The sequence below is a fragment of the Arthrobacter sp. I3 genome (genome assembly GCF_000520575.1).
GTDB classification, from domain to species: domain Bacteria; phylum Actinomycetota; class Actinomycetes; order Actinomycetales; family Micrococcaceae; genus Arthrobacter; species Arthrobacter humicola_A.
The window spans coordinates 50,665-67,652 of sequence record NZ_KI914911.1 but is presented as its reverse complement, the minus strand read 5'-3'; the positions used below and the strand labels follow the sequence as shown (position 1 = coordinate 67,652).

At 68.8% G+C, this 16,988-nt stretch carries 19 protein-coding genes; 7 read left to right on the top strand and 12 right to left on the bottom strand.

The window, feature by feature from the left end; translation table 11 throughout:
* Nucleotides 1–735, top strand: a 735-nt coding sequence (locus Y706_RS0106600; RefSeq protein ID WP_028275977.1) for a phosphotransferase, incomplete at its 5' end; no start/stop codon positions are given.
* A gap of 31 nt (nucleotides 736–766) precedes the next feature.
* On the opposite strand, the gene Y706_RS0106595 is transcribed toward Y706_RS0106600, so the two are convergent.
* A complete protein-coding gene (locus Y706_RS0106595; RefSeq protein WP_028275976.1) occupies nucleotides 767–1,438 on the bottom strand; it encodes a DUF4190 domain-containing protein in 672 nt (223 codons plus the stop codon).
* 148 nt (nucleotides 1,439–1,586) lie between these two features.
* Here Y706_RS0106595 and pgm point away from each other — a divergent pair, with 148 nt between their 5' ends.
* Nucleotides 1,587–3,248 (top strand): phosphoglucomutase (alpha-D-glucose-1,6-bisphosphate-dependent), encoded by a 1,662-nt coding sequence (pgm, locus tag Y706_RS0106590; RefSeq protein ID WP_028275975.1) that lies wholly within the window; start codon nucleotides 1,587–1,589, stop codon nucleotides 3,246–3,248.
* Between the two features lies 1 nt (nucleotide 3,249).
* Here pgm and Y706_RS0106585 read toward each other — a convergent pair whose 3' ends face one another.
* The 3 genes from Y706_RS0106585 to Y706_RS0106575 all read right to left on the bottom strand — a co-directional run bounded on the left by Y706_RS0106585 (nucleotide 3,250) and on the right by Y706_RS0106575 (nucleotide 6,015).
* Nucleotides 3,250–4,398 (bottom strand): GGDEF domain-containing protein, encoded by a 1,149-nt coding sequence (locus tag Y706_RS0106585; protein ID WP_028275974.1) that lies wholly within the window; start codon nucleotides 4,396–4,398, stop codon nucleotides 3,250–3,252.
* Nucleotides 4,399–4,566: 168 nt separating this feature from the next.
* Entirely contained in the window at nucleotides 4,567–5,136 is a 570-nt protein-coding gene (locus Y706_RS0106580; RefSeq protein WP_028275973.1) for a 2'-5' RNA ligase family protein, read from the bottom strand.
* A gap of 273 nt (nucleotides 5,137–5,409) precedes the next feature.
* A complete protein-coding gene (locus Y706_RS0106575; protein ID WP_028275972.1) occupies nucleotides 5,410–6,015 on the bottom strand; it encodes a malonic semialdehyde reductase in 606 nt (201 codons plus the stop codon).
* A gap of 230 nt (nucleotides 6,016–6,245) precedes the next feature.
* Between Y706_RS0106575 and Y706_RS0106570 the strand changes: the two genes are divergently transcribed.
* A complete protein-coding gene (locus tag Y706_RS0106570; RefSeq protein WP_028275971.1) occupies nucleotides 6,246–7,601 on the top strand; it encodes a uracil-xanthine permease family protein in 1,356 nt (451 codons plus the stop codon).
* 139 nt (nucleotides 7,602–7,740) lie between these two features.
* Here Y706_RS0106570 and Y706_RS0106565 read toward each other — a convergent pair whose 3' ends face one another.
* On the bottom strand, nucleotides 7,741–8,262 hold the full coding sequence (locus Y706_RS0106565) for a hypothetical protein (RefSeq protein ID WP_028275970.1): 522 nt from the start codon (nucleotides 8,260–8,262) through the stop codon (nucleotides 7,741–7,743).
* A 72-nt stretch (nucleotides 8,263–8,334) separates the two neighbouring features.
* Nucleotides 8,335–9,252 (bottom strand): SDR family oxidoreductase, encoded by a 918-nt coding sequence (locus Y706_RS0106560; RefSeq protein ID WP_028275969.1) that lies wholly within the window; start codon nucleotides 9,250–9,252, stop codon nucleotides 8,335–8,337.
* A gap of 222 nt (nucleotides 9,253–9,474) precedes the next feature.
* Between Y706_RS0106560 and Y706_RS0106555 the strand changes: the two genes are divergently transcribed.
* Nucleotides 9,475–9,975, top strand: a complete 501-nt coding sequence (locus tag Y706_RS0106555) for a DUF6328 family protein (RefSeq protein ID WP_028275968.1) — start codon at nucleotides 9,475–9,477, stop codon at nucleotides 9,973–9,975.
* The gene (locus tag Y706_RS0106550) at nucleotides 9,972–10,679 is read left to right on the top strand and encodes a DUF6766 family protein (RefSeq protein WP_253906706.1); all 708 of its coding nucleotides are present in this window, start codon (nucleotides 9,972–9,974) and stop codon (nucleotides 10,677–10,679) included. The genes Y706_RS0106555 and Y706_RS0106550 overlap by 4 nt, the downstream gene beginning before the upstream one ends.
* Before the next feature lie 37 nt (nucleotides 10,680–10,716).
* Here the strand turns inward: Y706_RS0106550 and Y706_RS0106545 are convergent, their stop codons facing one another.
* Nucleotides 10,717–11,841, bottom strand: a complete 1,125-nt coding sequence (locus Y706_RS0106545) for a glycerate kinase (RefSeq protein WP_028275966.1) — start codon at nucleotides 11,839–11,841, stop codon at nucleotides 10,717–10,719.
* Between the two features lie 186 nt (nucleotides 11,842–12,027).
* On the opposite strand from Y706_RS0106545, the gene Y706_RS0106540 reads away from it, so the two are divergent.
* Together Y706_RS0106540 and Y706_RS0106535 are read left to right on the top strand one after the other, a co-directional pair.
* Nucleotides 12,028–12,759 (top strand): histidine phosphatase family protein, encoded by a 732-nt coding sequence (locus Y706_RS0106540; protein ID WP_028275965.1) that lies wholly within the window; start codon nucleotides 12,028–12,030, stop codon nucleotides 12,757–12,759.
* Nucleotides 12,743–13,669, top strand: a complete 927-nt coding sequence (locus tag Y706_RS0106535; protein WP_028275964.1) for an NAD(P)H-hydrate dehydratase — start codon at nucleotides 12,743–12,745, stop codon at nucleotides 13,667–13,669. The genes Y706_RS0106540 and Y706_RS0106535 overlap by 17 nt, the downstream gene beginning before the upstream one ends.
* A gap of 13 nt (nucleotides 13,670–13,682) precedes the next feature.
* Here Y706_RS0106535 and Y706_RS0106530 read toward each other — a convergent pair whose 3' ends face one another.
* The 5 genes from Y706_RS0106530 to Y706_RS23975 all read right to left on the bottom strand — a co-directional run.
* On the bottom strand, nucleotides 13,683–14,525 hold the full coding sequence (locus tag Y706_RS0106530; RefSeq protein ID WP_028275963.1) for a glycerophosphodiester phosphodiesterase family protein: 843 nt from the start codon (nucleotides 14,523–14,525) through the stop codon (nucleotides 13,683–13,685).
* A 115-nt stretch (nucleotides 14,526–14,640) separates the two neighbouring features.
* Nucleotides 14,641–14,904, bottom strand: coding sequence for a hypothetical protein (locus Y706_RS0106525; protein WP_028275962.1), 264 nt, complete (start codon nucleotides 14,902–14,904; stop codon nucleotides 14,641–14,643).
* A 199-nt stretch (nucleotides 14,905–15,103) separates the two neighbouring features.
* Nucleotides 15,104–15,922, bottom strand: coding sequence for a Cof-type HAD-IIB family hydrolase (locus Y706_RS0106520; RefSeq protein WP_028275961.1), 819 nt, complete (start codon nucleotides 15,920–15,922; stop codon nucleotides 15,104–15,106).
* 167 nt (nucleotides 15,923–16,089) lie between these two features.
* Nucleotides 16,090–16,602, bottom strand: coding sequence for a YbhB/YbcL family Raf kinase inhibitor-like protein (locus Y706_RS0106515; protein WP_028275960.1), 513 nt, complete (start codon nucleotides 16,600–16,602; stop codon nucleotides 16,090–16,092).
* A 13-nt stretch (nucleotides 16,603–16,615) separates the two neighbouring features.
* The coding region (locus Y706_RS23975; protein ID WP_043435137.1) for a PfkB family carbohydrate kinase at nucleotides 16,616–16,988 on the bottom strand (373 nt) is incomplete at its 5' end.

Genomic DNA, 16,988 nt, shown 5'->3' with positions numbered 1-16,988 from the left:
GGAACCATCCGCCGCCCGCACCAGCCGCAATCCCTCGCCGTCGCCGAGTACCTCGACTGGCTGGACGACGCCGGTTTTGAGGGCTCCCCCCGCTTCCTCGGCCGCGACCCGCAGGGCCGGGACGTCCTGACCTTCGTGCCGGGAGACTGCGCCGGGTCGCCGCCGGAATCCTGGGTGCAGTCCGAGGACCTGCTGGCCTCCGTGGCCCGCCTGGTGCGGCGCCTGCACACCGCGTCCGCCGGCTTCGTGCCGCGGGCCCACGCGTTCCCGCCCCGGCCGGTCCGGCCTAACCCCACCGACGCCGCCGGACTCATCTGCCACCTGGACGTGACACCCCAGAACGTGGTGGTCCGGGACGGCCTGGCCGCGGGACTGGTGGATTTTGACCTCGCCGGACCCGCCACGGCACTTCACGATTCGCTCAACACCGCCATGCACTGGGTGCCGCTCCGCGACCCGTCAGATGCGTGGCCGGGCTGGGAAGACCAGAATCCGTTCCGCCGGCTGCGCATCTTCGCCGACGCCTACGGCTGGAGCGAGGATGAACGACGCCGGGTTCCCGGCGCCGGGATCGACGCCGCGGCGCTCAGCTACGAGCGGATGCGGCACAACGCCGCGGCCCTGGGCGGCGGCTGGGCGCGGATGTGGCAGGACGGCGTGGGCGGCCAGATCAACCGCCGGCGCGCTTGGCTTGAGGCCAACGCGAAGCCCCTGGTGGCTGCTCTGACAGCCTGACCAGGCGCGGCTCCGGCGCCACAGGGCAGACCTAGGCTCCGTACCCGCTGTTGCGCGCGGTGCCGATGACCAGTCCGAAAATGACCAGGACCAGGATGGTCACGGCGATGCCCACGTAACCCATCACCAGGCCGGCGATCGCCATGCCCCGGCCGGCCGGTTCGCGCCGCAGGGCCAGGTGCCCCAGAATCACGGCGGCCAGCTGCGGGAGCAGGAAAAATCCGAATCCCACCAGCGCGGCGATGCCGCAGCACATGCTGGCGATGCTCAGACTCTTGGGCGACGGCGGCGCGCCGTAGTACGCGGGCTGGCCGTAGGCGTTGGGGCTGCCCGGCTGGGCATACGGCGACGGCTGGCCATACGGGGCGGACGGCTGGCTGTAGATCGGGGGGTACGGGCTTGAGTACTGGCCGCGGTCAGGTGCCGCCTGGCCGGTGTAGGGCTGCTGTCCGGTGTAGGGCTGCTGTCCGACGTGGGGCTGCTCGCCCGTGTCGGGCTGCCGGCCTGTGTGAGGCTGCTGGCCCGGGTAGGGCCGCTGCGGGGATTCGGGTTGCGCGAACTGCTGCGTCGCCGACGGTCCCTGGTCCTGGCCGGCGGGTGGTGTCTGCCCCGGCGGAACGTCGGGTTGCTGGTCCGGGAGGCGCAGGGTCGGCTGGTAGCCCTCCGGGGTCTCGTCTTTGCCTTGTTTTGGCTGTTCAGTCATGGCTTGTCCCCTCAAGAAGTCCCTGGATCCAGAGTACCGCCGCACGGTTGGCTTGGGACCGGGCCTATTGGCGGGTTTTCTTTCGTCACAGGAGCGGGTTTGGCGCGAAACCGTGTTGCACCCCGCCCTCGTCTGGCATGCTGGTGCCATGGCTAGCCGCGCGGGCACAGTTGCCCAACCCCAAGACCTTGTTGACCTCACTGCGCTTTTGGATGCGTACTACGACGTTTCGCCGGACCTCTCGGACCCGGGCCAGCGGGTGGCATTCGGCACCTCCGGGCATCGTGGATCGAGCCTGAAGGCGTCCTTCAACGAACCCCACATCCTCGCCATCACGCAGGCGATCGTGGAATACCGGGCAGGCCAGGGCATCACCGGCCCCCTCTACATGGCCAAGGACACCCATGGCCTGAGCGAGCCCGCACAAAACTCCGCCCTTGAGGTGCTGGCCGCCAACGGCGTGCACGTCCTCATCGACGCCCGCCACGGCTACACGCCCACCCCTGCCCTGAGCCACGCCATCCTGACGCACAACCGCAATGCCGCCCCTGGCGCGCCGCAGGCCGACGGCATCGTGGTGACCCCCAGCCACAACCCCCCGGGCGACGGCGGATTCAAATACAACCCTCCGCACGGCGGCCCCGCGGACACCGACGCCACCGGCTGGATCGCCAACCGCGCCAACGAGCTGCTGGAAAACGGCCTGCGCGGCGTCAAGCGGATTCCGGTGGCCGAGGCCCTGGCCGCCGGGACCACCGGCAAGTTCGACTTCCTGAGCAGCTACGTCGACGACCTCCCCTCGGTACTGGATCTCAACGCGATCCGCGAGGCGGGCGTCCGGATCGGCGCCGACCCGATGGGCGGAGCGTCGGTGGACTACTGGGGCGAGATCGGTGAGCGCCACCACCTGAACCTCACCGTGGTCAACCCCACCGTCGACCCGCAGTGGGCTTTCATGACGCTGGACTGGGACGAGAAGATCCGGATGGATTGCTCCTCGCCGTCGGCGATGGCGTCCCTGATCAACCGCATGTCTGTTGGTGCGGACGGGTCCGCAGCCTTCGACGTCGCCACCGGCAACGACGCCGACGCCGACCGCCACGGGATCGTCACCCCCGACGGCGGGCTGATGAACCCGAACCACTACCTCGCCGTCGCCATCGATTATCTGTACCGGCACCGGACCGGCTGGAACCCGCAGTCCGTGATCGGCAAGACCCTGGTTTCCTCATCCATCATCGACCGCGTGGCCGAGAGCCTGGGCCGCAAACTTGTCGAAGTGCCCGTGGGCTTCAAGTGGTTCGTCCCCGGGCTGCTGTCCGGAGAGGGCGCCTTCGGCGGCGAGGAATCCGCCGGCGCCTCCTTTAACAAGATGGACGGGAGCGTCTGGACCACCGACAAGGATGGCATCCTGCTGGCCCTGCTGGCCTCGGAGATCACGGCGGTGACGGGCAAATCACCGTCGCAGCTGTACAAGGGCCTCACCGACCAGTTCGGCGACCCCGTCTACGCCCGGATCGACGCGGCCGCCACCCGGGAGCAGAAGGCGGCGCTGGGCAAGCTCTCGCCGTCGGACGTTACCGCGACCGAACTGGCTGGCGAAACGATCACGGCCAAACTGACCGAGGCGCCGGGCAACGGGGCCGCGATTGGCGGCCTCAAGGTCGTTACCGAAAACGCCTGGTTCGCAGCCCGGCCCTCCGGCACGGAAGATGTCTACAAGATCTACGCCGAGTCCTTCAAGGGTGCCGAGCACCTCAAGCAGGTCCAGGCCGAGGCGAAGGCGCTGGTGGACGGGGTTATCTCGTAGTTCAGCCGCCGGTGGCCAACTCGGCGCGGTCCCTGCCAAGCGTCTTTGCCTGGTAGAGGGCCGCGTCGGCCGAGATCACTGCGGCGTCGAGGCTGCCCGCTCCGGCGCCGGTGGACGCGATGCCGTAGCTCACGGTGGGCAGCCGGGGAATGACTGCGGACCCGGATTGATGGAGCCGGACGCTGATGTCGGCAGCGATCTCCCGTGCCCGGTCCGGCGTGACGCCAGGCAGCAGGAGGATGAACTCCTCGCCGCCGTAACGGCCCACGAGGTCGGTGGAGCGGACGGTGCCGGAGCAGGCCCTGGCAAAGGCCTGCAGCGCGGAGTCCCCTGCCGAGTGGCCGAACTGATCGTTGATGGCCTTGAAGTGGTCCAGGTCCGCGAGGATGATCGATGCCGTGGTGCCGGTCCGGCGCAAACGGCGCAGTTCGTTTTCGGCGAGGTCCAGGAACGCAGAACGGTTGAGCAGGCCCGTGAGGCCGTCCACGGTGGCCCGTGCCCTGAGGTCCTGGGTCTGCTGTTCGTAGCTCAGCTCGGCCATGGTGAAGGAAGCAACCACGAGCGTGATCGTCGAGAAGACCGTCATCGGGACGGAGCCGAACACCGACGTGAAGACGGCACCGTCCGGTCCGTTCGCCAGGAAAGCGACGAGGCGGCCCAGGTAGAACACGGCCAGGATGCCGGCGCCCACCGCGAGGGGACGGTGGACGCGCGAGTAGTCGCGCTCGAGCAGGAACAGCTCCCGGGATGCCAGACCGATCAGCACGGCCATGAATCCCAGGTACACCGGGCCTCCCGCCCAGACGTTGGTGGCCGGGTGGCCGAGGAAGGAAGCGACGGCGGTCGCGGCAGGACCGGCCGCGAGCTGCCAAGGCCGGAGTGAGGGGGCGCGGAGGGATCGACCGCCGGCCCAGATGCTGGCGGCACCGGCGACCAGCAGGACGTTGCCGGCAGGGATGGCCCACCCCTGCTGCGTTGTACCCTCCAGCAGGTACGCGGCGTTGCCGACCAGGAACAGCAGGAGCGCCATGCACCACCAGCCGCTGTAGTGCGACCGGGTGCGCCGGAACGTAATGAAGTAGAAAAGCATGAGCAGTGTGAGGTCGACAAGCGCCAAGGCAACCCGCAGTGTCGCGGCGTCAAGCATCATTTAGTGGTCCCCCCGGTCCGCTGTGACTTGCCCTAAATACTCACTTCGTCTTCGAATTACCGTCGAATAGCTGCCGAAGTTGACCCAAGTATGGCACCCGGTCCGCAGGAATCCAGCGCCGGCGTCGCGGATATGACGTCGTGCCCTCCCCCGACGCCGTTCTGGCGCCTACGCCTGGCCGACAGTCCACAACTTCAGGATCCGGCGCGTGGCGTGCCCGCCGTCGGGCGCCATGTCCACGAGCGCTATTCGGTCAAGCGCGAACGTGTCGCCCTGCCGGAGCCGTTTGTCGCCGTGGTGCGAGACGTGCGGCCGGTACCCCTCCAGGGTGAAGGCAGGCGTGGAGATCCGGCCGGGCAGCTGATCCACGATCCGGACCAGCTCGTTGTGGAGGACCTGCAGCTCATCGCTGGGTTCAATCAGGTTGACCGGGATTGACCCTGCGCGCCCGAACCCGGCTTCGCCGCCCACGCTAATCCGGCAGCCCAGGGCAGCGGCCACCGGGTCCGCCATGAGGGCGGCGATGTGGTCGGCAAGCGGATCGCCCGCGGCTGGCGGCGTGCCCGGCGCGGGTTCCGCGCGGGTTTCCTGGCCGGGTTCGACGACGTCGGACTTCACGACGCCGGCCTTGACCACGTCGAATTTGACCAGGGTGAGGTGCAGCGGCCAGTCATCCCGGGGAAACTCGAGCCCCTCGGCTACCGGTTCCACGAAGGCCACCGCGATCAGGTTCCGCATGGGAAAAGTGTGCCACGCCGCGGCGCCTCCGGGGCCGGGCGGGCGCCCCAAACTCACAGTGCCGGCGGCGACGGCGCGGACTAAAATGGGAAGTGGCCCTGGATGTGGGCCTTGCGCTGAACCGCAGAATCGCATCCCGAGTGCCTCCGGCCTGTCCCCCATGGTGCCGGAGGCACCTCCGCGGGAGGACAGTGCCGCAGGCACCTCCGCGGGAAGACAGTGCCGGAGGCACCTCCGCGGGAGGACAGCGCCGGAGAACGGCGCCGGGGGCTGTTAGACGGTGCGGACGACGTCCTCGTAGGCGAATTTCGGCTTGGCTTCGCCCCAGGCGTCTGCCCCGGGCTGGCCGATGTTGACCACCAGGAAGCTCTTCTGGCTCCCGTCGGGGAAGAACGCGGCGTCGATCTTGGCAAAGTCGGCACCGGTCATGGGACCTGCCGCGAGGCCCAGGGTGCGGACCGCGAGGATGAAGTAGCCGGCCTGCAGGTGGGCGTTGTTGTTGCCCGTGGCCGCTGCGAGTTCCGGCGCGGCGTCATACATGGCCTTGGGTGCGTTGTAGCCGGGAAGGAACGCGTCCCACTGGTCCTGCCAGGCGGTGTCGTAGCTCAGGACCGCGACGAGCGGCGCTGATGCCGTCTTGGCGCGGTTTCCGGCGGCCAGCGCATCAACAAGCGTGGCGCGGGCTTCGTCGGAGCGCACGTACGTAACGCGCAGCGGCTGGGAGTTGAACGCCGTGGGGCCGAACTTCGTCAGTTCGTAAATCGCGCGGGCCTGCTCGTCGGTGACGTCGCCGGTGAAGGCGTTCGCCGTGCGGGCTTCGGCAAAGATGGCGTCGACGGCGGCTGCCTCGATTACTGCTTCATCGTGGGCGAGTGTCATGGGCATCCCTTTCGCTGGGCCAGCGCACTCTTGGGCGGCCGGCGTCTCCTGCTGTCAATAGTTGCAACTTCAACGGACGGCGCCTGCTTCCCGCTGCGCCCTGTGACCTCGCGCACACCGGCCCTCACGCAGCACGACGGCTCGACGGGACGGCCGGTAAATGCTGCGCGGTAAAGTTGCTCGGGAAGATTCCTTCCCGCCCGCCCCACATTCTCTGAAAGGCTCCCGGCATGAGCATGCTCGGCACCAAATGGAAGCTCCACGGCAACGGCAAGTCCGTCCGCCCCGGTGAGGTCGTCAGGCCGGATGAGCGGCTCACCTGGCCCCTGACGGTGGGAATCGGGATGCAACATGTTGTGGCCATGTTCGGTGCCACCTTCCTGGTCCCGATCATCACGGGCATGCCGCCAGCCACCACCCTGTTCTTCTCCGGCATTGGCACGCTCCTGTTCCTGGTCATCACGCAGGGACGGGTGCCCAGCTACCTCGGTTCCAGCTTCGCGTTCATCGCGCCGATCATGGCTTCCCAGCAGCAGTTCGGCGTCCCCGGGGCACTCGGCGGAGTGGTCCTGGCAGGCGCGACCCTCGCCGTCGTCGGCGCCGTGGTGCAGAAGTTCGGCGCCGGCTGGATCAACCGGGTCATGCCGCCGATCGTGACCGGCGCGATCGTGGCGCTGATCGGCCTGAACCTGGCACCCGCGGCGAAGGCCAACTTCGACCAGGCCCCCGTCACCGCCTTCATCACCCTGGCCGTCATCATCGTGGTCAGCGTGCTGTTCCGCGGCATGCTGGGCCGGCTGAGCATCCTGGTGGGTGTCCTGGTGGGCTACCTTGTTGCGATGATCCGGGGCGAGGTGGACTTCTCCAAGGTGGACAGTGCTGGGTGGGTGGGCCTGCCGCATTTCCAGACCCCCGAATTCCACCTCGGCGTCGTGGGCCTCTTCGTGCCGGTCGTTCTGGTGCTGGTGGCAGAGAACATCGGCCACGTGAAATCCGTGTCCGCCATGACGGGGCAGAACCTCGACGGCGTCTCCGGCCGCGCGCTGCTGGCCGACGGCGCCGCCACCGTACTTGCCGGTCTTGGCGGCGGGTCCGGGACGACCACCTACGCCGAGAACATCGGCGTCATGGCCGCCACCAAGGTGTATTCGACGGCGGCGTACTGGGTGGCCGGCGCCTTCGCAGTGATCCTGAGCTTCTCGCCGAAGTTTGGCGAGCTTATCGCCACGGTCCCCGCCGGCGTCCTGGGCGGCGCGGCCACGATGCTGTACGGCATGATCGGCGTGCTGGGCGTGAAAATCTGGGTCCAGAACAAGGTGAACTTCTCCAACTCGATCAACCTGACCACGGCCGCCGTCGCCCTTATTGTCGGGATTGCCGACTACACCTGGACCATCGGCGACTTGAAGTTCACCGGGATTGCGCTCGGCTCGGCCGCGGCCCTGGTGATCTACCACGGCATGAAGGCGATCGCGAAGGTGCGCGGCACGGTGGCCGAACCGGAAACCGAAGATCCCTCGCCGGCCGCAGCTTCGACGGCCGCGGTCAAGGCAGCGGTCAAGCGCTCCCCCAAGAAGCGCCGCTAAAGAACGCCGCCCGGAAGTGCGCGGCGGGCGGGCAACCCCGCCGACGAGAAAGGCCGGACTCCGCCCACGGGCAGGAGTCCGGCCTTTTCGCTGTCACGGCCGGCAGCGCCGGCAGTGGCGGGGCGCGACGGCCCTGGGACTAGCCGGCGTCGAAGGCGTCCTTGTCATCGTCGCGGTCCTTCGGCGACTTGTTCTCCGGCAGGTCCGTCCCGGAGCCGTCCGGCAGCCCCGCCGCGTCCTGTCCGGACTCAGAGGAGAAGGGCCGCCCGGCGTCGGGCTCTTCCGTGTTGGCCCCGTCCATCTCCGCTTCCGACGACGGCACTGCCGCCTCGGAATTCTCCGAGGCGTCCGGGTCGAAGCCGGGGGTTGCGCTGGCGTTTTCTGAACTCATTTGTTCCTCCGCTCCTCCGAAGCGACCTGCTCCGGGTTCTCCTGCACTGTCTTGATCTTCTGCACCGAACTGGCTCAGGTCCGGCGCGCCGGCCGGATACGTCTCGCCGTCGGGGCTGTCCTGGTTCAGCCCGGCGGCGTCGAAGGCCTCCTCCTCGCGGGGCTGGGCGAATTTCTTCCCATCGCCGCCCATCTCCTGCTCGGCGGTCGGTGTGCCGTAGCCGCCCGCTTCCTCGGTGACGGTCTTGGGATCCTGCTGGTTTTCAGTCATGTCATTCCTCCTGGTACTGGAAACTGGTGCTGGAAATGGGACTAGCTGGCAGTAGACGGGTCCGGAGCGGGTTCAGAGGCCTTTGCCTCCGGTGACCGGAAGCACGGCTCCGGAAATGTAGGATCCGTGGTCGGAGGCGAGAAGGACATAGGCGGCCGCCAGCTCCGCCGGCTGCCCCGCCCGCTGCAGGGGCGTGTCCTGGCCGAAGGACGGGAGCTTGTCGGGCCATTCGGTGGCCGGAATCAGCGGTGTCCAGATGGGACCCGGGGCCACGGCGTTGACCCTGATCCCCTTGGGTCCGAGCTCCTGGGCCAGGGCTTTGGTGAAAGCCACCTGGGCCGCCTTGGTCATGGCGTAGTCTATGAGCCCCGGGGACGGGTTGAAGGCCTGGATTGACGCGGTGGTGATGATCGACGCACCCGCTTCCAGATGCGGGACCGCGGCACGGGCCGTCCAGAGCAGGGAGTACAGATTGGTTTTGAAAACTCGATCAAACTCTTCGGTGGGCAGTGATTCGAAGCTCTCGCGGTTCTTCTGGTAGGCCGCATTGAGCACCAGGACGTCGAGGCGCCCGAATTCGGCCAGCGTCGCCTTCACGATGTCAGCCGCGAATTCCTCGCTGCGCCCGTCGCCGGGGAGCAGCAGGGCCTTGCGGCCGGCCTTTCGGATCCACTCGGCCGTGTCCTGCGCGTCGTCTTCTTCCTCCGGCAGGTAGGAGATGGCGACGTCGGCCCCCTCACGGGCGAAGGCGATCGCCACCGCCCTGCCGATCCCGGAGTCGCCGCCGGTGATCAGGGCGGCCTTGCCGCTCAGGGCACCGCTGCCGCGGTAGCTTTCCTCGCCGTGGTCCGGCTTGGGCTCCATAGGCGCGGTGAGGCCGGGCTGCTTCTGGACCTGTTCCGGGAACGGGCCGGAATGGTAGCCGGCGCGCGGATCGCGGGGCTGTTCGGGCTGCTTGGGCTGGTCCTGCCGTTCGCTTGAGTCGCTCATAGTCCACCTAACAACGTGTCGGTTTCCAGGGATGTTCATCGGTCCCGTGTGGCGGGGGTCCGCTGAATCCATCCCGGCGAAGTAATCAGTTTCTACCCTAACCACAATATCGTCAGCAAGCTTAGTACCAACTTGTTTTTGGCAACTCTCAAGCCTAGGTTGAGGGTGGGGCCGCATGTTGTGGCGGTTTCCTTGGTTTCAGGATTTTGCGGAGGAGTACCGATGACTGGCCCAGTAGTGCCGAAGAACGACGGCAGGGACGAGTCCGTTGCGGAGCGGATGGACCGCAACTGGGTCGAACTGCTGCAGGAACTGCGCGTACTGCAGACCGGCGTCCAGATTCTCGCCGGCTTCCTCCTGACGCTGCCGTTCCAGTCGCGCTTCGAGACGCTCGATGACTACCAGACCCGCCTGTATCTCGCCAACGTCGTCCTGGCGGCCCTGACCACGGCCACGATCCTGCTGCCTGTGAGCGTGCACCGCCGGCTGTTCCGGCAAGGGCTGAAGCAGGCCCTCGTGAGCAGCGCGGACATCATCGTCAGGTTTTCGTTGACCGGGGTGGGGCTGCTGAGCGTGGGCACCACCTCACTCATCTTCGATGTCACGGTAGGCCGGACGGCGGGCGTGATCGCCGGCGTCGGGCTGCTCGCCGTGCTGGTGCTGCTGCTGGTACTTGTCCCTGCCTGGATCCGTCGACGGGCCCGCAAAGAGGAGTCGCTATGACAAACGTTTCACATGAGCGCCACACCGCAGGCTCGGGAACCATGGGCAAGTGGGTCAAGGAACATGGACTGCTTCTAGCCAATATCGGGCTGTTCGTCGTGTTTTTCGGCGGCATGGTCCTGAGCGGGGCAAGCACCTACAGCGACGAGCAGCTTGCCCACGGCGAACCTGCCGTGACCGTCCTGCAGTACCTTGGCACCGGGAACTTCCTCGAGGCGACTTTCGAGAACTGGGAGTCGGAATTCCTGCAGATGGGCATGTACGTCATCCTCACCGTCTTCCTGTTCCAGAAGGGGTCCTCCGAGTCCAAGCCGATGGGCCGGACCTCCCCGCAGGACGAGGACCCCCGGCAGGCAAAGCTCAAAGAGTCCACGCCGTGGCCGGTGCGGCACGGCGGCTGGGTCCTCAAGCTCTACGAACACTCGCTTTCGATCATGTTCCTCCTGCTGTTCCTGGCGTCGATCGCCCTGCACGCGGTTGGCGGCGCGGAGGACTACAACAGTGACCAGGAGGCGCACGGACAGCCCACCGTGACTGTGCTGGGCTATCTGGCGACGAGCCGATTCTGGTTCGAGTCCTTCCAGAACTGGCAGAGCGAGTTCCTCGCCGTGGCGGTCCTGGTGGGCGCCTCGGTCTACCTGCGCGAGAAGGGCTCCCCCGAGTCCAAACCCGTGGCCGAACCGCACTACGAGACCGGCGCCTAGAGGGCAAGCCGGCCGGCACGGCCGGCCATCAGGGGCGTCAGGCGCCTTCGAGGACCTGGCTGGTGACCCAGGTAAGGTACTTTGCGGCGTTTGCTACTGCGTCCTGGGGGCTGCCGGCGACGTCCAGCAGCTGCGCCGCGGCCACCACGCCGTGACGGGCAAGGTCCTCTGGGGTGACGAGGATCCGTCCGGCCACCACGACCACCGGAATGCCAAGGGCCTGGGCGGCATCGGCGAGGGCGATCGGCGCCTTGCCTGTCAGCGATTGGCTGTCCATGGAGCCTTCTCCGGTGATGACCAAATCAGCCACCGCGAGTTTCGCGTCCAGCCCGGTGAGGCCAGCCACCAGCTCGAAGCCGCCTTCCAGGGCGGCCGTGCTGAAGGCCAGGAACGACGCCGGAAACCCGCCGGCCGCTCCGGCGCCGGGCACGTTGACGTCCCGGCCGGTCCTCTGGCGCAGGACCGAGGCCCAGTTGCGCAGGCCGGCGTCGAGCAGCTCCACCGCATCGGCGTCGGCGCCTTTTTGCGGGCCGAACACGTGTGCCGCGCCGTCGCTGCCGAACAGCGGGTTTTGGACGTCGACGGCGATCCTGAACTTCACCCCGGCCAGCCGCGGGTCGAGGCCGCTGATGTCCACGGACGCGACGTCGGCAAGCGACCCGCCGCCGAGGGGCACCACGTTGCCGGCGGCGTCCAACGGCTTGAGTCCGAGGGCGCGGAGGGCCCCGCTGCCGCCGTCGCTCATGGCCGAACCGCCCACGCCCAGCACGATTTCGGTGGCACCGGCGTCCAGCGCGGCGGCGATCAGCTGGCCGCAGCCATAGCTGTGGGCGCGCAGCGCGTTGGCCGGTGTGGGCTCCATGTGCGCCAGCCCTGAGGCCTGCGCCGTTTCAATCACCGCGGTGGCCCCGCCGAAAGCATCCGCCCGGATGGCCCACGCGGCACCGATCGGGGCCAGGATCGGGCCGACAACCGCGTTGAGCCGTTCCTCGTAGCCGGCCGCGACGGCCGCCTCGAGCGTCCCTTCGCCGCCGTCGGCCACCGGAAACTGGATGGCGTCGGCCTCGGGGTAGACGCGCAGGGCGCCTTCGGCAATGGCCGCGGCGGCTTCGACGGCGGTGAGGGAGCCCTTGAACTTGTCCGGGGCGATGAGGATGCGCATGGCTCTATCCTGCCAGCCCGGCGGCCCCCGATGTTGCCCCATCGCCGGTGCAGGGACAAATCCGTGCCACTGGGAGTAACCTGTCTGCCACACATATTCCAGCCCGGGCCAGCCCCGGCAGAGGACAACGTTGGAAAGCAACGGATAGGGGGATCGGTGAGCCACTACGGACACGGCGTTCCGGGCGTGACTGAGTTACTGCTGGTGCGGCACGGTGAAAGCCAGGGCAACGTTGCCGCCACGCTGGCTCAGCAGGCCGGCGCACATGTCATTGATGTCCCGGCCCGGGATGCGGATGTCGGATTGTCGGACACGGGACGGGAGCAGGCGCTGGCCCTGGGCAGGCTCCTCGCGGGCTACCCGGACGGCCGGCGCACGCCAGTCTGGTCCTCGCCCTACCTGCGCGCACGCCAGACTGCGGAACTCGCCGTCCAGACCGGCGGCTGGCAAACATCTGTCCTGATCGATGAGCGGCTGCGCGACCGTGAGCTCGGCATCCTGGACATGCTCACTTCGGCCGGGGTGGAAGCCCGCCTCCCGGAGGAGGCCGGCCGGCGGCGGTGGCTCGGCAAGTTCTACTACCGGCCCCCGGGCGGCGAGTCCTGGGCGGACGTCGTACTGCGGCTTCGCTCGCTGCTCGCCGACCTCGACAACAGGCATCCGGGCGGGGGCGTCCTGCTGGTCTGCCACGACGCCGTGATCCTGCTCATCCGCTACATCCTGGAGGGGCTCTCGGAGGAACAGCTGCTGGACATCGCGGCCGCGTCCACCATTCTCAACGCCTCCGTCAGCCGCTTCGTCCGGCCCGACGGCAGGGGGGAATGGCAGCTGGAGGCGTTCAATATGGCTGACCACCTCACGAGCGAAGGTGTCCCGGTAACCCAGCACTCGGGAGACGCCGATGTCCACCCCCGCTAACTCCCGGCAGGCGAAACGCCGCCCCCAGGCCGAGGCCGTCACCCCCGCTTTGTTGCGCGCCTGGCCGCTCCCTGACGGCGGCTCCGGAAAGGATGACCGGGGCTCCGTGCTGGTGATCGGCGGTGCGCGCAAGACGCCCGGAGCGGCCTTGCTCGCCGGCGTCGCCGCCCTCCGCGCGGGCGCGGGCCGGCTGACCCTGGCCGTGGCGGAGTCCGTGGCGGTGCCGCTCGCCATCGCCCTGCCCGAAGCCGGTGTCCTTGGCCTGCCGGAAACAACGGCCGGGACCGTGGTCGGTTCCGCCGCCGGGTCCCTGGCCGCCGAGCTGGAAACCGCCGACGCCGTCCTGGTGGGGCCGGGCCTGGACGACAAGGACCAGACCACGGCGCTGCTGCGCGAACTCCTCCAAGGCACCCCGGGCAGCCCGCCGTGCATTGTCCTGGATGCTTTTGCCCTGGCCAGCGTCCCGGAACTCGAAGCCGAACTGGCGCCGTGGGCCGGCCGGCTGATCCTGACCCCGAACATCACGGAGGCGGGCATCCTGCTCGGGCGGGAGGTCGAGGACCTGCACCGCCAGCTCCCTGAGGTGGCCAACAAATACCGGGCCGTGGTCACGTGTCAGGGGGCCATCGCAGAACCCCGCAGCAGCAGGGCTGCCGCGTCCGGGGCCGGCCTCTGGGAAATCACCACAGGGCACAGCGGGCTGGGCACCTCGGGCAGCGGGGATGTCCTCTCCGGCGCCATCACCGGCCTCCGCGCCAGGGGAACGGGCAATGCGCAGGCCGCCTGCTGGGGAACGCATCTGCATGCTGCGGCCGGAGACCGCCTTGCCAGCCGGCTGGGCGGGCTGGGCTATCTCGCCCGGGAGCTAACCGACGAATTGCCGCCACTCATGATGGAACTTTCCGCCTGAGCGGAGCGACCCTTCAGGACCAGGTTCCGCGCTCCTGGAGGACCGACTTGAGCAGGTCCGCGCGGTCCGTGACAATCCCGTCGACGCCAAGGTCAAGCAGCCGGTGCATTTCCGCGGGCTCGTTGATTGTCCACACGTGGACCTGCAGTCCGTGCCGGTGTGCCCGCCGGATGAAGCCCGGCGTCACCACCGGCACGGCACCGTAGCGGACGGGGACCTGCAGGGCGTGGACTCCGCGCAGTGCCCGGCGCACCACGGCGGACATCAACGGCGTCGGCAGCACGGGGCCCAGCAGGACGAACACGGCGTTGGACACGATGCCGGCCGAGCTCGCGGCGGGACGGCTCAGCTGCTTCAGCACTGCCCGGCGCCGCCGGTCCGAGAAACTGGCCACCAGCACGCGGTCGTGCAATCCGTGGCGTTCAATCGCCGAGGCCAGGGTGCCCACGGAGTTCCAGTCCTTGACGTCGATATTGAGCCGGACGTCCGGGAAGGCAGCGATCAACTCATCGAACCGCGGGATCGGTTCGGTCCCGCCGATCCTGGCCCGGGCCACGGTTGAGGCCGGAAGGTCAGCGATTTGGCCCCGGCCCTCCGTGATCCGGTCCAGGGTCTTGTCGTGGAAAAGCACCAACACGCCGTCGGCCGTGGTGTGCACGTCCGTCTCCAGATGTCGGAACCCGAGGTCCACGGCGGCGCGGAACGCGGCCATCGAGTTCTCCAGCCCGTCCAGCGAAAAGCCCCGGTGGGCCAGCGCCAGCGGCGCCCGGGAACCGCCCGGGGCCGGGGTGGCGGCGCCCGCCGGGCCGCCGTCGCGATCTCCGCGAGGGGCAAAGTAGGGGTGCAGGTCAGTCACTCCTGAAGCGTACCCGAGCCTTGGGCCGCCGGGACCGGGTTCGACCCGGGCTTGCGGCCCGGCACTGGCGGCTCGGGCCCATCGGTGCCAGGTCAGCGGGGCCGGGTCAGCGGCCTCAGCGGGACGGGGTGTCAGCAGCCTGCTGGCGGATTTCGACGCCGTCGCTGCAGTGCAGCAGCGTGCGGCCGCGGCCGCCGTCGAGGTCGACCCAGACCACGCTGTGGTCCGCCGTCACGGCGTCCACAAGCCTACCGGTCTCAACGCCCGGGGCGAGCCGGACGCTGACGCGGTCACCCTGGCGCAGCTGCCGCCAGTGCCGGTCCGGTTCCACCGGGTGAAGGGGTTGTTCGTCCGTGTTGTTGATGCGGTGCCTGGCCATGATGTCCCCACTCTCGGTCAAACGTTTCGTCGCGAGCTTTCAGCCTAGGAGGCCAAGGTGAACGCCAGTTGACCGTCCGCTGGGAATCCGGTGTCCACCGTGAACCGTGCGATCGGTGCGGGGACCGGGCCGGGTGCGGGGACGTGAGGCCGCGCCGGGGGCCGGGGGCGGGCGCGGGGACCCGGGCGGGGTCTGGGTTTTAGGGCAGCCGGACGCCGAGCTCGGCGAGCTTTGACTCGAGGATCTGGGCGACGCCGTCGTCGTCGAAGTGCGGGGCCTGCCGACCGGCGGCCCGGATCGCTTCCGGGTGGCCGCTGGCCATCGCGTAGCCGTGCCCGGCCCAGCGAAGCATCTCGATGTCGTTGGGCATGTCCCCGAATGCCACCACGTCCGCGGCGCCGATGCCGAGGGACGACGCATATTCAGCCAGGGCCACGGCCTTGTTCACGCCGGGCAGGGACAGCTCGAGGAGGGCCATGTTCGGCGCCGAGTGCGTCGCGGCGGCCAGATGGGCGACGGCGGGCGTCACCTCGGCCAGGAACTCGTCGGCGGTGCCTTCGCGGACAATGGCCAGGAACTTCGCCACGGCGTCCGCCTCGGTGAGGGTGGTGTGAAGCGGAGCCGGGGTGAATTCCCCGAGCAGTTCGCTCGAGCCGTTTTCGATAAAGCCCGGTTCCAGATGGAAGCCGGTCAGGGTTTCGGCGGCAAACAGCGCGGAGGGACGCAGCCGCTTGATGATGCGGCGGACCTCGAACATGGCGTCGAGGTCCAGTGTCCGCGCCGAGAGCAGGCGGTCCGCCTCGAGGTCCCACACGACGGCGCCGTTGGAGCAGATGACCGTTCCGGTATGCCCCAGCTGGTCCTGCAGGGGGTGGAGCCAGCGTGGCGGCCGTCCGGTGACGAACACCAGTTCCAGCCCGGCGTCGCGGCAGGCGTGGAACGCGCGGACGGTCCGGTCGCTGATTTTGCCGTCATGGCCGAGGATCGTTCCGTCAATGTCACTTGCTACCAGCCGCATAGTGCCAGTCTACGTGCGCCGGGGCGGCAGGCCCTCGCGGCCGGGTTCGCCGAGTTCGCCGGACAGCGTCGGGTTCGCCGGACATTCACGGCGAACTGGGGAGGTTCCGACGAGCTCGGCGTCAGGGGCGACAGGGTCGGCGGGCGGGGGCGGGCGAGGCAGCGGGCTCAGTGACGTTCGAAGATGCCGGTCAGGGTGCCCCGGCCCAGGGTGTGCTGCGACAGCTTCGCTTCCAGGCTGCCCGGGGCGGTGTGCTCGTTGAGCCCGGACGGCGCGATGTCGAGCGCGTGGACGGTGATGACGTACCGGTGCGGCCCGTGTCCGGGAGGCGGTGCGGCGCCCAGGTAGCCATGGAACCCGGCGTCGTTCTTCAACTGGATGGCGCCCGCGGGAAGGAGCCTGCCGCCCTCGGCGCCCGCACCTGCCGGCAACGAGGTGACGTCGGCGGGGAGGTCCAGCACGGCCCAGTGCCAGAAGCCGCCGCGCCCCGGGGCGTCGGGGTCGAACATCGTCACCGCGTAGCCCTTGGTGCCGGCCGGGGCGCCGCTCCAGCTCAGCTGCGGGGATTCGTCCTGGCCGCCGGCGCGCATTTTGCCGCTGCGCTGGGCGGCCGGGAGCATCTGGCCCTCCGCGTAGGATGCACTGCGGACGGGGAACACCGGAACATCGTGGTGTGTCATGGCTGCCTTTCACTCACTGCAGGGGCTGGGCCCCCATTTCCATCCGTGCCAGTTCCGCGCGCGTGGGCGGGTTCGCGCCGGCGCGGGACACGGTGACCGCCGCTGCCCGGGAGGCATGGGCGAGGACATCGCGGAGGCTTTCGGCGGAGAGTTCGCGCAGGCCCTTGCGGTTTTGTGCCCCGTCCAGGCCCAGGTCCACCACGCCGGACAGGAGCGCGGCCATGAAGGAATCTCCGGCGCCGACTGTGTCCGCGACGTTGATCTCAGGGGCCGGGAACTGCGCCTCACCGGCGGCGTTGATGGCCCAGGGCCCCTTGCTGCCGCGGGTCACCACCACCATTGCCGGCCCTTCGGAGCCGCCCAGCGCCTGCCAGCGGCGGGCCGAG

Bases quoted from the DNA above. Each gene is read 5' to 3' on its own strand.
- Y706_RS0106595 (WP_028275976.1), bottom strand. From the start codon at position 1,438: ATGACTGAACAGCCAAAACAAGGCAAAGACGAGACCCCGGAGGGCTAC.
- pgm (WP_028275975.1), top strand. From the start codon at position 1,587: ATGGCTAGCCGCGCGGGCACAGTTGCCCAACCCCAAGACCTTGTTGAC.
- Y706_RS0106585 (WP_028275974.1), bottom strand. From the start codon at position 4,398: ATGATGCTTGACGCCGCGACACTGCGGGTTGCCTTGGCGCTTGTCGAC.
- Y706_RS0106580 (WP_028275973.1), bottom strand. From the start codon at position 5,136: ATGCGGAACCTGATCGCGGTGGCCTTCGTGGAACCGGTAGCCGAGGGG.
- Y706_RS0106575 (WP_028275972.1), bottom strand. From the start codon at position 6,015: ATGACACTCGCCCACGATGAAGCAGTAATCGAGGCAGCCGCCGTCGAC.
- Y706_RS0106570 (WP_028275971.1), top strand. From the start codon at position 6,246: ATGAGCATGCTCGGCACCAAATGGAAGCTCCACGGCAACGGCAAGTCC.
- Y706_RS0106565 (WP_028275970.1), bottom strand. From the start codon at position 8,262: ATGACTGAAAACCAGCAGGATCCCAAGACCGTCACCGAGGAAGCGGGC.
- Y706_RS0106560 (WP_028275969.1), bottom strand. From the start codon at position 9,252: ATGAGCGACTCAAGCGAACGGCAGGACCAGCCCAAGCAGCCCGAACAG.
- Y706_RS0106555 (WP_028275968.1), top strand. From the start codon at position 9,475: ATGACTGGCCCAGTAGTGCCGAAGAACGACGGCAGGGACGAGTCCGTT.
- Y706_RS0106550 (WP_253906706.1), top strand. From the start codon at position 9,972: ATGACAAACGTTTCACATGAGCGCCACACCGCAGGCTCGGGAACCATG.
- Y706_RS0106545 (WP_028275966.1), bottom strand. From the start codon at position 11,841: ATGCGCATCCTCATCGCCCCGGACAAGTTCAAGGGCTCCCTCACCGCC.
- Y706_RS0106535 (WP_028275964.1), top strand. From the start codon at position 12,743: ATGTCCACCCCCGCTAACTCCCGGCAGGCGAAACGCCGCCCCCAGGCC.
- Y706_RS0106525 (WP_028275962.1), bottom strand. From the start codon at position 14,904: ATGGCCAGGCACCGCATCAACAACACGGACGAACAACCCCTTCACCCG.
- Y706_RS0106520 (WP_028275961.1), bottom strand. From the start codon at position 15,922: ATGCGGCTGGTAGCAAGTGACATTGACGGAACGATCCTCGGCCATGAC.
- Y706_RS0106515 (WP_028275960.1), bottom strand. From the start codon at position 16,602: ATGACACACCACGATGTTCCGGTGTTCCCCGTCCGCAGTGCATCCTAC.